Raw genomic sequence first — 14807 nt, 5'->3', positions numbered from 1 at the left:
AAGTGCCGACGACCGCGGGGGCGCACGCGGGCGTGCGCTCTCGCGATCTTCGACGCGTCGATTGGCCACGGCACCTAATATCTGTCCATGGCAGACGGTGAAGCGGTGAGCGCGGCGACGACGGGGCCGGGAACGGACGGCCCGGCGGGCCCGGCGGACTACTGGGCGCCCGGCAGTCACATCCTGTGGCGGTACCGGGAGAACGGCGGCCCGCGCGTGCACATCGCGCGCCCCGTCACCGTCGTACGGGACGACGCCGAACTGCTCGCCGTGTGGCTGGCACCCGGCACCGAGTGTGTGAAGCCGGTCCTCGCGGACGGCACGCCCGTGCACCTGGAACCGCTGTCCTCGCGCTACACCAAGCCGCGCACCGTGCAGCGCGACCGGTGGTTCGGCACGGGGGTGCTGAAGCTGGCGCGGCCGGGCGAGGCCTGGTCGGTGTGGCTGTTCTGGGATCCGGGCTGGCGGTTCAAGAACTGGTACGTGAACCTGGAGGAACCGCGCACCCGTTGGGAGGGCGGGGTCGACTCCGAGGACCACTTTCTGGACATCTCCGTCCACCCGGACCGCAGCTGGCACTGGCGGGACGAGGACGAGTTCGCGCAGGCCCGGCGGGACCGGCTGATGGACCCGGCGCAGGCCGAGCGGGTGCGCCGGGCGGGCCGGGCCGCGGTCGCGGGGATCCGTGCCTGGGGGTCACCGTTCGCCGACGGCTGGGAGGACTGGCGGCCCGATCCGGCGTGGCCGGTACCTTCCCTGCCGGGGGACTGGGATCGCACGCCCGCGCACGCGTCCTCATGAGACCCTTGATGTGCCCCCCGGCAGCAAACGTAGGATCGTCCTCCGCAATGACCGCGGCAGCGGCAACCGGCACAGTGTGCACTGGGCCTGACCGATCGTCACCGAGGGGCGGCAGGACGTGAGCGAGGGGTACGAAGGCAACACGCCGACGGGCCGCAGACGGTCCGCCGGTGGCACAGGAACTGCCTCTGACCACGCGGGAATCCCGTTCCTTGGGCCCGGATTGCGGGTATCGGGATTTCTGCGGGACGAACTGCACGCGCCGCGCGCAGTCCCGGACGGATGGATTCGACACGCGTGACGGAGCACCCGACATCCTGCGGCCGCCCTTCGACGGGCGCCGACCCCACGGATCCCCGCGGGGCGCTCCTGCGTGCCCCCGTACCGCCGGGGCCCTCCGGGCCGGCGTTACCGGCCCAGGGGCACGCCGGGCAGACGCCGCCCGACGCGGGCGCGGACTCCCCGGGGACCTTCGAGCACTCCCAGCCGGGCGCCGAGCAGGCCGCCGAGGCCGACGGGCACCGTCCGCGGCCCGGGTCCGAGGGTGTCCCGGTCCAGCCGGACGGCGGGCAGCCCGACGGTGCGCGGACGGCGGCCGGCGCGCGATCGGGCGACCTGCCGTCGGCATCCGCCGCGACCTCGGGCGACGTGGCCTCAGGGGATACGGACTCGGGTCACGCGCCCCCGGGTGACGTGGCCCCGGGTGCGGCGGCCTCGGACGGCGGTCGGCAGGCCGGTCCGGTGCGGTCGGCGTCCGGGGTGCCGTCCGGCACCGCGGGCCGGCGCGGCGGGGCGCCCGAGCCGGACCGGCGGACCGGGCAGCCCACCGCGCCCGGGCAGCCCACGCCCATGCGGCGGGACGGGGACCGGCTGCGGTTCGTGGGCGCCGCGACCCGGCGGATCGCCCGGGGCATGGACCTCGACGAGATCGTGATGGGGCTGTGCCGGGCCACCGTGCCCACGTTCGCGGACGCCATCCTCGTCTATCTGCGCGAGCCGCTGCCGGTCGGCGACGAGCGCCCCACCGGTCCCCTGGTGCTGCGGCTGCGGCGCACCGACCGCATACCGGCCGAGCGGGACACCGAGGGCGGTTTCCCGCCGGCGGCCCAGCCGGAGCCCTCGGAGCTGGAGACGGTCGGTGCCGAGCTGTGCGAGGTACGGCCGGGCAGCGCGCTGGCCGAGGTGCTGCGCGGGGTGCGCCCGGTCTTCACGGACACCCCGTCCGCCTGCGCCGCACTGCCCGAACTGCTCGGAGAGGAGCGCGACTTCGCCCTGCCCGACGGCCGCCGGGCCATCCTCGCGCCGTTGCGCGGCCGACGCCGGGTGATCGGCGCCGCGCTGTTCCTGCGCGGCCCGGAGCGCATCGCCTTCGAGGCCGACGACCTGCTGGTGGCCGCGCAACTCGCCACGCACAGCGCGCTGGGCATCGACAAGGCGGTGCTGTACGGGCGTGAGGCGTACATCGCCGACGAGCTGCAGCGCACGATGCTCCCGGAGAACCTGCCGCGCTGCACCGGCGTCCGGCTGGCCTCCCGCTACCTCCCGGCGGCCGAGACCGCGCGGGTGGGCGGCGACTGGTACGACGCCATCCCGCTGCCCGGCAGCCGGGTCGCGCTGGTCGTCGGGGACGTGATGGGCCACTCCATGACGTCGGCGGCCATCATGGGCCAGCTGCGGACCACCGCGCAGACCCTGGCCGGGCTCGACCTGCCTCCGCAGGAGGTGCTGCACCACCTGGACGAGCAGGCCCAGCGCCTGGGCACCGACCGCATGGCGACCTGCCTGTACGCCGTGTACGACCCGGTCGCGCACCGCATCACCGTCGCCAACGCCGGCCACCCGCCGCCCGTCCTGCTGCACCTGGGCGGCGAGGCCGAGGTGCTGCGCGTCCCGGCCGGCGCCCCGATCGGCGTGGGCGGCGTGGACTTCGAGGCCGTGGAGCTGGACGCCCCGGCCGGCGCGACCCTGCTCCTGTACACCGACGGGCTGGTCGAGTCCCGGTTGCGGGATGTGTGGACCGGCATAGAGCAGCTGAGGGAACGGCTGGCGGCGACCGCGCAGCTGACCGGTCCCGACCATCCGCCGCCCCTGGAAGCCCTGTGCGACGAGGTGCTGGACATGCTCGGCCCGGGCGACCGGGACGACGACATCGCGCTGCTCGCCGCCCGCTTCGACGGCATCGCGCCCAGCGACGTGTCGTACTGGTTCCTGGACCCGGAGGACGCGGCCCCCGGCAAGGCCCGCCGCCTGGCCCGGCGAGCGCTCGCCCGCTGGGGGATGGAGGACCTGACGGACGCCGTGGAGCTGCTCGTCAGCGAGGTCGTGACCAACGCGGTGCGGTACGCCTCGAAGCCGGTCACCCTGCGGCTGTTGCGTACGGACGTGCTGCGCTGCGAGGTCGGCGACGACGTGCCGCAGCTGCCCCGGCTGCGGCAGGCGCGGGCGACCGACGAGGGCGGACGCGGGCTGTACCTGGTGAACCGGCTGGCCCGCCGCTGGGGGGCGACCCGGCTGAGCACCGGCAAGGTGGTGTGGTTCGAGCTGAACCGCGGCTGAGGTGCCACGGACAGGCGAAGGGGCGCCCGGTGAGCACCGGGCGCCCCTTCGCCTGTCCGTGGCAGTGCCGACGGTCTACGGCAACCAGTCCGCACCCGGCGACTGCGGACCTCCCGACTCGGTGGACCCACCACCACCGTCCGGCGGTGTCTCGCCGCTGGACGCGCTGTTCGACGGCGACTGCGTCGGCGACTCGGGCGGCTCCTCGGTCGTCGGGTCGTCCGACGGAGGTGCCTCGGTCGTCGGGTCGTCGGACGGGGGCGGCGCCTGGGTCGTCTCCTCCTCGGACGGCGACTCGCTCGGCGACTCGGAGGTCGTCGGCGACTTGCTGGGCTTCACCGCGGCGCCCTGCTTGGTCTCCAGGTCGAACTTGGTGACCTTCTCCATGACGCCGAAGGTGTACGCGGCCCAGATCTCCGCCGGGGGGCCACCGCCGTTGACGCGGTAGTCGACCCCGGCCGCCCTGTACATGGGCACGTGGTCGTGGGTCTTCGGGTCCTCGCCGAACAGGCCGACGGAGGTGACCAGGTTGGGGGTGAAGCCGGTGAACCAGGCCGACCTGTTGTTGTCGGACGTACCGGTCTTGCCGGCCACCTGCTGGCCGTCGCGCAGCGGGTTGTTCCGCACGGACTTCTTGGCCGTACCGTCGTCGACCACGCCCGTGAGGACGGAGGTCACCGTGTCCGCGGCCTCCCGGCTGATGATCTGCTCGCCGATGGGGTCGGGCATCTCGACCGTGCGGTCCTTGTGCTCGACCGACTTGACGACCGCCGGGGTGACCTTCTTGCCGTGGTGGTCGAACGTGGCGTAGACGCCCGCCATCTGGAGGGGACTGGCGCTCATACTGCCCAGGGTCTGCGCGGGGTAGGGCTCCAGGTCCTTCGGCATGCCGAGTTCGCCCGCGACCTTCATGACCTCGGTCATGCCGACGTCGGTGCCCATCTGGGCGAAGACCGAGTTGACGGACTTGTTCATCGCCTCCTGGACGTCGATCTCGCCGTAGTTCGCGTCGTCCTCGTTGGGCGGGGCGAAGCCGACCTCCTTGTCGCCGTCCATCACGGGGCGCTTGCTGTCACCGTCGTAGAGGGTGTTGGCCGTGATCGGCACGCCGTCCTGGGTCTCGGCGTCCTGGTCCACGGCGGCGGCGAGGATCACCGGCTTGAAGGTGGATGCGGGCTGGAAGTCGACTCGGGTGGCGTTGTTCGTGAAGTGCTTCAGGTAGTCCACGCCGCCGTACATCGCCACGACGGAACCCGTCTTCGGGTCCACCGAGACGGCTCCGGCCTGCACGTTGGCGTCGACCTTGCGCTTGTCGGGGTCCAGCTTGCTGGTGAGCTTCTCCTTGACGGCCTTCTCCAGCGCGGCCTGCTTCTTCTTGTCGATGTTGAGGGTGACGGTGTAGCCGCCGAGGTCCACCAGGGCCTTGGCCTGCTCCATGTCCTCGGCGGCACCCTGGGCGACGAGCTGCTCCTTGAGGGCCGAGTTGGCCGCGTCCACCAGGTATCCGGTCTGGCCGTCCATCCCGGCTGCGGCCTTGGGCTCCTCGGGCTTCGGGAACGTCATGCCCTTGCGGTCGCCCGCGTTCAGCCACTTCTGCTCGACCATGTTGTCCAGGACGTAGTTCCAGCGCTCCTGGACGAGCTTCCTGCCCGTCTCGCTCGCGATCGCCCAGTCGTACTGGTTCGGCGCCTGGAGCAGGGCCGCGAGGTAGGCGCCCTGTTCGACCGTGAGGTCCTCGGCGTCGACGCGGTAGTAGGCCTGGGCGGCGGCCTGGATGCCGTAGGCGCCGCGGCCGTAGTAGCTGGTGTTGATGTAGCCGGCCAGGATGTAGTCCTTGGACTTCTCCCGGTCCAGCTTCAGGGAGATGACCAGCTCCTTGAGCTTGCGCGAGACCGTCTGTTCCTGGGACAGGTAGTAGTTCTTGACGTACTGCTGGGTGATCGTCGAACCGCCCTGCGCGCCCTTGCCGGAGAGGGTGTTGAACACGCCGCGCGCGGTGCCCTTGAGGTCGACGCCGGCGTCGTTGTAGAAGGTCTTGTTCTCGGCGGCGACGAAGGTGCGCTGGACGTCCTTGGGGATCTTGGCGAGGTCGACGATCTCACGGTTGCGCTCGCCGGTGCGGGCCATGATGCTGCCGTCGCTGTACTTGTAGACGTTGCTCTGCAGCTCCGCCTCGGGATTGCCCTCGGGGATGTCGATCATCATGTACAGCACGATGAAGGCGCCCATGCCGAGCAGGCAGAGGCCGAAGAAGGTGCCGAGGATCTTCTTCCAGGTGAACAGCCGGCGTATGCGGCTCTTGCCGCCCGCAGCACCGCCCGCGCCCGACGAACGGCGGCGTTTCGGCGCCGCGCGGCGTCCACCGCGCTGTCGCGCTCTTCTCTCTTCCGCTCGCCCCATGGGTCCGATCCGCTCCGCTTCGGTCATCTGTGGGCACGCTTCGCTCACGTGTCACACAGGTTCGTCGCTCAGGTCAGCTCAGAAAGCTAACACCGGGAGATATGACAAAGGGCAACCGATCCAGCCTTGTACGGACGTGAGAATCAGCACCCGCTCCACAGGAACCGACGTACGAGAGGGGTCCTGGGTTGCGATGTGCGATTAAAGTGATATCACTTGGTAAGCAGAGTGAACGCCACGAAAGAACGGGGGACCACCCATGTCCACGCACGATGTCCCGCAGGTCACCGCCGATGTGCCCGAGATGCCGGCACCACGCGTCCGCGAGACCCAGGCCCACAGCATCGGCGGCGGCTTCGCGCTGCTGCTCGGGCTGGTCGGACTGTTCGCCGGAGTCTCTCTGATCGCCACCGCCACGGCGGTCGACGCGACCGGCGGGAAGGCCGTGCTGATCGTCGGGGGCATCCTGATCGCCCTGGCGGCCTTCCTCGCGATGTGCGGACTGAACATGGTGGCGCCGGGCGAGGCCCGCGTGGTCCAGCTCTTCGGGCGGTACCGGGGGACGATCCGGCAGGACGGACTGCGCTGGGTCAACCCCTTCACCTCCCGCACCAAGATCTCGACGCGCGTGCGCAACCACGAGACGGCGGTCCTGAAGGTCAACGACGCCTACGGCAACCCCATCGAGCTGGCGGCGGTCGTGGTGTGGCGGGTGGAGGACACCGCGCAGGCCACCTTCGAGGTGGACGACTACGTCGAGTTCGTCTCCACCCAGACCGAGGCGGCCGTGCGGCACATCGCCATCGAGTACCCGTACGACGCCCACGACGAGGACGGCCTGTCGCTGCGCGGCAACGCCGAGGAGATCACCGAGAAGCTCGCCGTCGAGCTGCACGCGCGCGTGGAGGCGGCCGGCGTGCAGATCATCGAGTCCCGCTTCACGCACCTCGCGTACGCGCCTGAGATCGCCTCGGCGATGCTCCAGCGACAGCAGGCCGGTGCGGTGGTCGCGGCGCGGCGCCAGATCGTGGACGGCGCGGTCGGCATGGTCGAGGCGGCGCTCGCCCGGATCAGCGAGCAGGACATCGTGGAGCTGGACGACGAACGCAAGGCGGCGATGGTCTCCAACCTGATGGTCGTGCTCTGCGGGGACCGCGCCGCCCAGCCGGTCCTCAACACGGGGACGCTCTACCAGTGACGACCCCGTCCGAGGATTCCGAGGCGCCCCGGAGCCCGGCTCCGAAGCGCCGGCCGCAGCAGCGCAAGCAGGTGCTGCTGCGGCTGGACCCGCAGGTGTACGAGGCGCTGGCCCGGTGGGCGGGCGACGAACTGCGCTCGGCCAACGCCCAGATCGAGTTCCTGCTCCGCAGGGCACTGGCGGAGGCCGGCCGGCTGCCCGGCGACACCGGACCGCTGCCGCGCCGGGGCCGCCCGCCGAAGAGCGGCGGCCCGGGGACCACGCCACCGTCCTGACCGTACGGCGCGGGACCCGGTCTGCGACGTAGCGGAACGTCGTCGGCGCCGGGCGCGGCCGCCCTCGTGGCCGAACACCGTGCGGTCCCGGGCGCGGCCCCCGCCGTAGCGGAACCGTGACAATCGGCCCCGACCTGCACTCCCGCACCCCGCCCGCACCCGCCGCCACGACCTCTGCACCGTGCGTATACATAGTGCGTATACACCGTGTGTAGAGTGCTCTGCATGTCCATCGGTCACACCCTCCTGGGGCTCCTGGAGTCCGGGCCGCGTCACGGTTACGACCTCAAGCGCGCCTTCGACGAGAAGTTCGGTCACGACCGGCCGCTCCACTACGGCCAGGTCTACTCGACCATGTCCCGCCTGCTGAAGAACGGCCTCGTCGTCGTCGACGGGATCGAGGCGGGCGGCGGTCCCGAGCGCAAGCGGTACGCGATCACCGACGAGGGGATCACCGACGTACAGCGGTGGCTCGCCACGCCCGAGAAGCCCGAGCCGTACCTCCAGTCGACGCTGTACACCAAGGTCGTCCTCGCGCTGCTCACCCATCGCGACGCCGCCGACGTCCTCGACACCCAGCGCTCCGAGCACCTGCGCAGCATGCGCATCCTGACGGACCGCAAGCGCAAGGGCGACCTCGCGGACCAGCTCATCTGCGACCACGCCCTCTTCCACCTCGAGGCCGACCTGCGCTGGCTGGAACTGACCGCCGCGCGCCTCGACAAGCTCCGTGAGGCGGTAACCCGATGACTCCCCCCGCAGGCTCCCTGCTCTCGGCGGACCAGCTCCGCAAGGCCTACGGCCCCACCCTCGCGCTCGACGGCGCCGAGTTCTCCATCCACCCCGGCGAGGTCGTCGCCGTCATGGGCCCCTCCGGGTCCGGCAAGTCCACGCTGCTGCACTGCCTCGCCGGCATCGTGACGCCCGACTCGGGGACGATCACGTACAACGGGCGCGAGCTGTCCGCCATGTCCGACGCCCAGCGCAGTGCGCTGCGCCGCTCGGACTTCGGGTTCGTGTTCCAGTTCGGCCAGCTGGTGCCGGAGCTGACCTGCGTCGAGAACGTCGCCCTGCCGCTGCGCCTGAACGGCACGTCCCGCAAGGAGGCCGAGCGGGCCGCGCTGACCTGGATGGAGCGGCTGGAGGTCGACGACCTCAGGAAGAAACGGCCCGGCGAGGTCTCCGGCGGCCAGGGGCAGCGGGTCGCGGTGGCGCGCTCGCTGGTCACCGACCCGCGGGTGCTCTTCGCGGACGAGCCGACCGGCGCGCTGGACTCCCTGAACGGGGAGCGCGTGATGGAGCTGCTCACGGACGCCGCCCGCTCCACCAACGCCGCGGTCGTCCTGGTCACGCACGAGGCACGGGTGGCCGCCTACTCCGACCGCGAGATCGTCGTACGGGACGGCAAGTCCCGGGACATGGAGCGGGTCGTATGAGCGTGCGTCAGTGGGCCGCGGACCTGATGCTGGGCGTCCGCTTCGCCTTCACCGGGGGCCGGGAGGGCTGGACGCGGGCCGTGCTGACGGCCGTCGGCGTCGGGCTCGGCGTGGCGCTGCTGCTGCTGACGACGGCGATCCCGAACGCGCTCACGGTCCGGCACGAACGGGAGGCGGCGCGTTCCGACATCACGTTCGCCCTGGAGCCGATGCCGAAGGCGAACGACACGCTCGTGGCCGCCCGCGCCGACGACACCTACCGCGACCAGGACGTCCGGGGCCGCGCCCTGGAGCCCGAGGGACCGCGGGCACCGCTGCCGCCCGGGGTGGAGGAGTTCCCGGCGGTGGGCGAGATGGTGGTCTCCCCCGCCCTGAAGGAGCTGCTGGAGTCGGATTCCGGCGCGCTGCTGCGCGAGCGGCTGCCGGACCGGATCGTCGGCACGATCGCCGAGGAGGGGCTGATCGGCTCGGCCGAACTCGCCTACTACCGGGGAGCGGAAGGTCTCGCCGAACAGATCACTCCGGGCCGGATCGAACGCATCGACCGGTTCGGCGACCCGGAGCCCGGGGAGGAGCGGTCCGACCCGGTGCTGCTCCTGCTGATCCTCGTCGTCTTCGTGGTGCTGCTGATGCCGGTCGCGGTGTTCATCGCCGCGGCCGTGCGGTTCGGCGGCGAGCGGCGGGACCGGCGGCTCGCGGCGCTGCGCCTGGTGGGCTCCGACAGCCGCATGACCCGGCGCATCGCCGCGGGCGAGGCCATGGCCGGCGCGTTCCTCGGGCTGCTCTTCGGCGCCGGTTTCTTCCTGGTCGGACGGCAACTCGCGGGCAATGCGGAGGTGTTCCGCATCAGCGTGTTCCCCAGCTATCTCAATCCCTCGCCGCTGCTGGCCCTGCTGGTCGCGGTGGCGGTACCGGCCGCGGCGGTGCTGGTGACGCTGTTCGCGCTGCGCGGGGTGGTCATCGAGCCGCTCGGCGTGGTGCGGGCCGGGCGCCCGGCCCGGCGCCGGCTGTGGTGGCGGCTGCTGCTGCCGCTGGCCGGACTGGCGATGCTCTACCCGATGATCGGCAACGGCCGGGACAACGGCGACTTCAACCAGTACCTGGTGACCGGCGGTGTCGTCCTGCTCCTGGTGGGCGTGACCGCGCTGCTGCCGTGGATCGTCGAGAGCGTCGTCGCCCGGCTCGGCTCCGGCGGCGTCGCTTGGCAACTGGCCGTGCGCAGGCTGCAGTTGAGCAGCGGCACGGCGGCCCGCATGGTCAACGGCATCGCGGTGGCCGTGGCCGGGGCGATCGCGCTGCAGATGCTGTTCGCCGGCGTGGACGACGACTACACCAAGTCGACCGGGCAGGACGTGTCACGGGCACAGATGGAGGCGGTTCTGCCGAGCGGCGTCCCCATGGACCCGGCGGCCGAGAAGTTCCGTGACACGAAGGGCGTGAAGGCGGTCTTCGGCTACTCCGAGGGCTGGCTGGGCGACCGCCCCCAGGACCCCGACAACGGCACGATGCTGACCGTGGGCGACTGCGCCGCACTGCGGGAGATCGCCACCCTGTCCTCGTGCTCCGAGGGGGACGTGTTCGTCGTCCACGGCGCCGAGTGGGACGGCGAGCAGGACGTGACGAAGCTGGCCGCGCCGGGCCGGAAGCTCTACGTGGACCCGTCCTACGAGGGCGGTCCGAAGAGCCGCGAAATCCCCTGGACGGTGCCGGAGGACGTCAAGGCCGCGAAGCCGCGCACCGGTCTGCTGGCCGGCACCGACCGGGGCGGCTTCCTGCTGACGCGGACGGCGATGCCGGACGCCTTCACGCCGGCCCTGGACGGGCACGCCTACCTCCAGCTGGACGAGTCGGTGCCGGACGTGCACGACCTGGTACGGAACACCACGGCGGCCATCGACCCGCTGGCGAACGCATGGACCTGGACGGCGACGGAGCGCACCGACCGCTTCGACGCCATCCGCACCGGCCTGTTCGTGGGGGCGGCGTGCGTGCTGGCGCTGATCGGCGCCAGTCTGCTCGTCTCGCAGCTGGAGCAGTTGCGCGAGCGGAAGAAGCTGCTGTCGGCCCTGGTCGCCTTCGGCACCCGGCGCCGTACGCTCAGCCTCTCGGTGCTGTGGCAGACGGCGATCCCCATCGTGCTCGGGCTGCTGCTCTCCATGATCGTGGGCCTGACGCTGGGCACGGTGCTGCTGAAGATGACGGGCACCCCGGTCCGCGTCGACTGGACCGGCGTCCTGTCCATGACCGGCATCGGCGCGGCGGTCGTCCTGGTGGTGACGCTGTGCAGCCTGCCGCCGCTGCTGCGGCTGATGCGGCCGGAAGGGCTGCGCACGGAGTAGCCGCGCCGGCGCGCGACTGACGTACGCGACTGAGCGGCCGCCCCCGGGCGGCCGCTCAGTCGCGCATCCCGGTCCCGCCGCTCAGCCGTGCACCGTCCGCACCGGCAGGTCGGCCATCGCCTCGCGCAGGGCCGCCGCCAGTTCCTCGTACTCCGCCGAGCGGGCCGCGCCCGTGCGCATGGCGAGGGCGACGCGGCGGGTGGGGGCCGGGTCGGTGAAGGAGGCGGTGAGGAGCTGGCTGGAGCGGGAGGTCTCCACGCGGACGGCGGTGCGCGGCAGCAGCGTCACCCCGAGGCCGCCCGCCACCAACTGCACCAGCGTCGACAGACCGGCGGCCGTGGTCGTGGCCGGGACGCCCGCGCGTCCCGCCTCCCGGCAGATGTCGAGCGCCTGGTCGCGCAGGCAGTGCCCCTCGTCGAGCAGCAGCAGCTTCAGCTCGCGCAGCACCGAACGATCGAGGCCCTCCCGGCCGCCGAGCCGGTGGTCGAGCGGCGTGACCAGGACGAAGTCCTCGTCGAAGAGGGGCAGTTCGGTGACGCCGGGGACGCCGAGCGGCACCGCGAGCAGCAGCAGGTCGAGCCGCCCGGTCGTCAGGCCCTCCAGGAGGCTCGCCGTCTGTTCCTCGTGGACCTGGAGGTCGAGGTCGGGGTAGCGCTCGTGGACCAGGCGCAGCACCGTGGGCAGCAGGTACGGCGCCACGGTCGGGATGACGCCGAGCCGCAGCGCGCCGGTGAAGGGCGCCCGTACCGCCTCCGCCTCCTCCAGGAGTGCGCCGACCTCCGCCAGTACCGCCTTGGTCCGCACCGCGAGCCGTTCACCCGCGGGCGAGAGCAGCACCTTGCGCGTCGTACGCTCCAACAGAGTGACACCCAGTGCCTCCTCCAGGGCGGAGACGGCTCCGGAGAGCGCCGGCTGGCTCATGCCGATCGCGGCGGCGGCGTCGCGGAAATGCAGGTGCTCGGCGACCGCATCGAAAGCCCGCAGCTGGGCGAGGCTGGGCTGCCTCTTCTTACCGGACACTAATAGCTACCTCCGATCAACCCGACCGAGTGTAGCTATTTCCCTAATCAATGCACCCTGTGCCAGCATCAACACCGTCCAACCCATGGGAAACACTCGCAATATGGGTGTTTCTTCGCTGCACTATTGGAGAGCGCGTGCTCACTGTCGGTGACAAGTTCCCCGAGTTCGATCTGACCGCCTGCGTCTCGCTGGAGAAGGGCAAGGAGTTCCAGCAGATCAACCACAAGACCTACGAGGGTCAGTGGAAGGTCGTCTTCGCGTGGCCCAAGGACTTCACCTTCGTGTGCCCGACCGAGATCGCCGCCTTCGGCAAGCTGAACGACGAGTTCGCCGACCGTGACGCCCAGATCCTCGGCTTCTCCGGCGACTCCGAGTTCGTGCACCACGCCTGGCGCAAGGACCACCCGGACCTGACCGACCTGCCGTTCCCGATGATGGCCGACTCGAAGCACGAGCTCATGCGCGACCTCGGCATCGAGGGCGAGGACGGCTTCGCGCAGCGCGCGGTCTTCATCGTGGACCAGAACAACGAGATCCAGTTCACGATGGTCACCGCCGGCTCCGTCGGCCGTAACCCCAAGGAGGTCCTGCGGGTCCTCGACGCCCTGCAGACCGACGAGCTCTGCCCGTGCAACTGGAGCAAGGGCGACGAGACCCTGGACCCGGTCGCGCTGCTGTCGGGAGAGTGAGCTGACATGTCCCTCGACTCCCTGAAGTCCGCCATACCGGACTACGCCAAGGACCTGAAGCTCAACCTGGGTTCGGTCATCGGCAACTCCGACCTCCCGGCGCAGCAGCTGTGGGGCACCGTGCTGGCGACCGCCATCACCTCGCGCTCCCCCATCGTCCTGCGCGAGCTGGAGCCGGAGGCGAAGGCGAACCTCACGCCCGAGGCGTACTCGGCCGCCAAGTCGGCCGCCGCCGTCATGGCGATGAACAACGTCTTCTACCGCACCCGGCACCTGCTGTCGGACCACGAGTACGGCACCCTGCGCGCCGGTCTGCGGATGAACGTCATCGGCAACCCGGGCGTCGACAAGGTCGACTTCGAGCTGTGGTCCTTCGCGGTGTCCGCCATCAACGGCTGCGGCATGTGCCTGGACTCGCACGAGCAGGTGCTCCGCAAGGCCGGCGTGGACCGCGAGACGATCCAGGAGGCGTTCAAGATCGCCGCCGTGGTCGAGGCCGTCGGCGCCACCCTGGACGCCGAGGCGGTCCTGGCCGACCAGTAGTCGCCCCGCGCGACCCGCATGCGAACGGGTCCCGCTCACCGAGAGGTGGGCGGGACCCGTTCGCGTGCCGTTGCGTTGCCGCCCCGGGGGCTTCGCCGCGCTACGCCGGGGAGGTGCCCGCCGGCGGGCCGCTCTCCGGGGGCTCCTGGGAGCGCTGAGCCCCCTGAGGCCCCTGGGGTTCCGCTGCATCCTGCGCCCGGCCGATCGCCGGGGCGGCGTCACTCGACGTGGCACCGTGCGGCTTCGGTTTCTGCCGCAGGGCGGCCCCACGGGAGTACGCCCGCAGATAGCCCACGACGGTGTTGGTCACCGCCACCAGGGGTACGGCGACCACGGCGCCGCCGATGCCGGCCACCATGCCGCCGGCGGCCACCGACAGGACCACCGCCAGCGGATGGACCCGCACCGCGCGCCCGAGGATGAACGGCTGCAGGATGTGCCCCTCGATCTGCTGCACCGCCAGCACCACGACGAGCGTCATGACCGCCGCGAAGACGCCCTGGGTCACCAGCGCCACGACGACCGCGAGGGCGCCCGACACCACGGCGCCGACGAGCGGGATGAAGGCGAACAGGAAGATGAACACGGCCAGCGGGACGGCCATCGGCACGTCCAGGAAGTAGATGCCGAGGCCGATGAAGATGGCGTCGATCAGCGCGACGATCACCGTGCCGCGCACGTAGGCGGTCAGCGTGCGCCAGGCGCGCGGACCGGCCCCGGCCACGCCCGGCCGGGCGGCCGCGGGCACCAGCTTCAGCGACCACTGCCAGATGCGCTTGCCGTCGTAGAGCAGGAAGAGCGTGGAGAAGGCGGCCAGCAGGATGCCGGTGAGCGCCTCGACGACGACCGTGACACCCTCGAGTCCCGCCGACGTTATCTGGTCGGTGTTGGCGCCGACCGCTTCCCGCAGGTTCTTGGCGATTTCGTTGATCTGCTTGTCGGTGACGTGGAAGGGGCTGTTCAGCAGCCAGTTGCGCAGCTCGTCGATGCCGTCCTGGACCTGGTCGGAGAGGTTGTCGATGTTCTCCATGACCTGCCAGGTGACGAACCAGCCGATCAGTCCCATCACCACGAAGCCCAGCACCGCCGTCAGGGCGGTGGCCGGTCCCCTGGGAACCCCGTGCCGGCGCAGCCAGGCCACGGCCGGCTGCAGCAGCGCGGTGATCAGCAGCGCGGCCACGAATGCCAGCACCACCAGCTGCACGGCGCTGATGATGCGCATCAGCACCCACAGCGTGCCCGCGAGCACCAGGAGCCGCCATCCGGTCTCCGCCGCCACCCGTACCCCCCAGGGCACGGCCTGCGCCGGGTCGGGGCGGTCGGCGACGGCGACCGTACGGTACGCGGCGAGGTGTTCGGCGGCCGCGTCCTCGGCCGGATGCTCCGCGGTGTGCGGCCCGTGGTCGGAGGCCGGACCCGGTCCGTCGTCGGCGTCGTGCCGACGCGCCTCTTCCCGGCGCTGCTCCAACCGCTCGCTCATCTGCGTCAGTCCGGCGCCGAGCCGGCCGAGCCACCCTGGCACTCGTGACATGATCCGTCCTCTTCCC

The 14807-nt window shown here is 71.4% G+C and carries 12 protein-coding genes; 9 read left to right on the top strand and 3 right to left on the bottom strand.

Features of this window, described 5'->3' with window-relative positions; translation table 11 throughout:
- Positions 1-87 precede the first annotated feature (87 nt).
- Both AB0P07_RS03115 and AB0P07_RS03110 read left to right on the top strand, forming a co-directional pair.
- Positions 88-801 carry a DUF402 domain-containing protein gene (locus tag AB0P07_RS03115; RefSeq protein WP_365544250.1) on the top strand — a complete coding sequence of 238 codons (714 nt, stop codon included), beginning with the start codon at positions 88-90 and terminating at the stop codon, positions 799-801.
- A 297-nt stretch (positions 802-1098) separates the two neighbouring features.
- The gene (locus AB0P07_RS03110) at positions 1099-3357 is read left to right on the top strand and encodes a SpoIIE family protein phosphatase (protein ID WP_365544247.1); all 2259 of its coding nucleotides are present in this window, start codon (positions 1099-1101) and stop codon (positions 3355-3357) included.
- 75 nt (positions 3358-3432) lie between these two features.
- Here AB0P07_RS03110 and AB0P07_RS03105 read toward each other — a convergent pair whose 3' ends face one another.
- Positions 3433-5757, bottom strand: a complete 2325-nt coding sequence (locus AB0P07_RS03105) for a transglycosylase domain-containing protein (protein WP_365544245.1) — start codon at positions 5755-5757, stop codon at positions 3433-3435.
- 259 nt (positions 5758-6016) lie between these two features.
- On the opposite strand from AB0P07_RS03105, the gene AB0P07_RS03100 reads away from it, so the two are divergent.
- The 5 genes from AB0P07_RS03100 to AB0P07_RS03080 all read left to right on the top strand — a co-directional run bounded on the left by AB0P07_RS03100 (position 6017) and on the right by AB0P07_RS03080 (position 11005).
- Entirely contained in the window at positions 6017-6955 is a 939-nt protein-coding gene (locus AB0P07_RS03100) for an SPFH domain-containing protein (protein ID WP_365544243.1), read from the top strand.
- Positions 6952-7230 (top strand): hypothetical protein, encoded by a 279-nt coding sequence (locus AB0P07_RS03095; RefSeq protein WP_365544240.1) that lies wholly within the window; start codon positions 6952-6954, stop codon positions 7228-7230. The genes AB0P07_RS03100 and AB0P07_RS03095 overlap by 4 nt, the downstream gene beginning before the upstream one ends.
- Positions 7231-7455: 225 nt before the next feature.
- Positions 7456-7980, top strand: a complete 525-nt coding sequence (locus AB0P07_RS03090; RefSeq protein ID WP_333751838.1) for a PadR family transcriptional regulator — start codon at positions 7456-7458, stop codon at positions 7978-7980.
- The gene (locus AB0P07_RS03085) at positions 7977-8666 is read left to right on the top strand and encodes an ABC transporter ATP-binding protein (protein ID WP_365544236.1); all 690 of its coding nucleotides are present in this window, start codon (positions 7977-7979) and stop codon (positions 8664-8666) included. Before AB0P07_RS03090 ends, AB0P07_RS03085 begins: the two co-directional genes overlap by 4 nt.
- Positions 8663-11005 carry an ABC transporter permease gene (locus AB0P07_RS03080; RefSeq protein WP_365544233.1) on the top strand — a complete coding sequence of 781 codons (2343 nt, stop codon included), beginning with the start codon at positions 8663-8665 and terminating at the stop codon, positions 11003-11005. The genes AB0P07_RS03085 and AB0P07_RS03080 overlap by 4 nt, the downstream gene beginning before the upstream one ends.
- Before the next feature lie 81 nt (positions 11006-11086).
- Here the strand turns inward: AB0P07_RS03080 and AB0P07_RS03075 are convergent, their stop codons facing one another.
- The gene (locus AB0P07_RS03075; protein ID WP_365544230.1) at positions 11087-12025 is read right to left on the bottom strand and encodes a LysR substrate-binding domain-containing protein; all 939 of its coding nucleotides are present in this window, start codon (positions 12023-12025) and stop codon (positions 11087-11089) included.
- Positions 12026-12162: 137 nt separating this feature from the next.
- Between AB0P07_RS03075 and AB0P07_RS03070 the strand changes: the two genes are divergently transcribed.
- The gene (locus AB0P07_RS03070) at positions 12163-12717 is read left to right on the top strand and encodes a peroxiredoxin (protein ID WP_030145756.1); all 555 of its coding nucleotides are present in this window, start codon (positions 12163-12165) and stop codon (positions 12715-12717) included.
- A 6-nt stretch (positions 12718-12723) separates the two neighbouring features.
- Positions 12724-13260 (top strand): alkyl hydroperoxide reductase, encoded by a 537-nt coding sequence (locus AB0P07_RS03065; RefSeq protein WP_365544227.1) that lies wholly within the window; start codon positions 12724-12726, stop codon positions 13258-13260.
- Between the two features lie 100 nt (positions 13261-13360).
- Here the strand turns inward: AB0P07_RS03065 and AB0P07_RS03060 are convergent, their stop codons facing one another.
- On the bottom strand, positions 13361-14791 hold the full coding sequence (locus AB0P07_RS03060; protein ID WP_365544224.1) for an AI-2E family transporter: 1431 nt from the start codon (positions 14789-14791) through the stop codon (positions 13361-13363).
- Between the last annotated feature and the right edge of the window lie 16 nt (positions 14792-14807).

This window comes from Streptomyces sp. NPDC085944 (assembly GCF_040686295.1).
In the GTDB taxonomy this organism is placed as follows: domain Bacteria; phylum Actinomycetota; class Actinomycetes; order Streptomycetales; family Streptomycetaceae; genus Streptomyces; species Streptomyces salinarius.
Note: the sequence above shows the minus strand (reverse complement) of the source record. Positions and strands in the feature narration are given on the sequence as shown.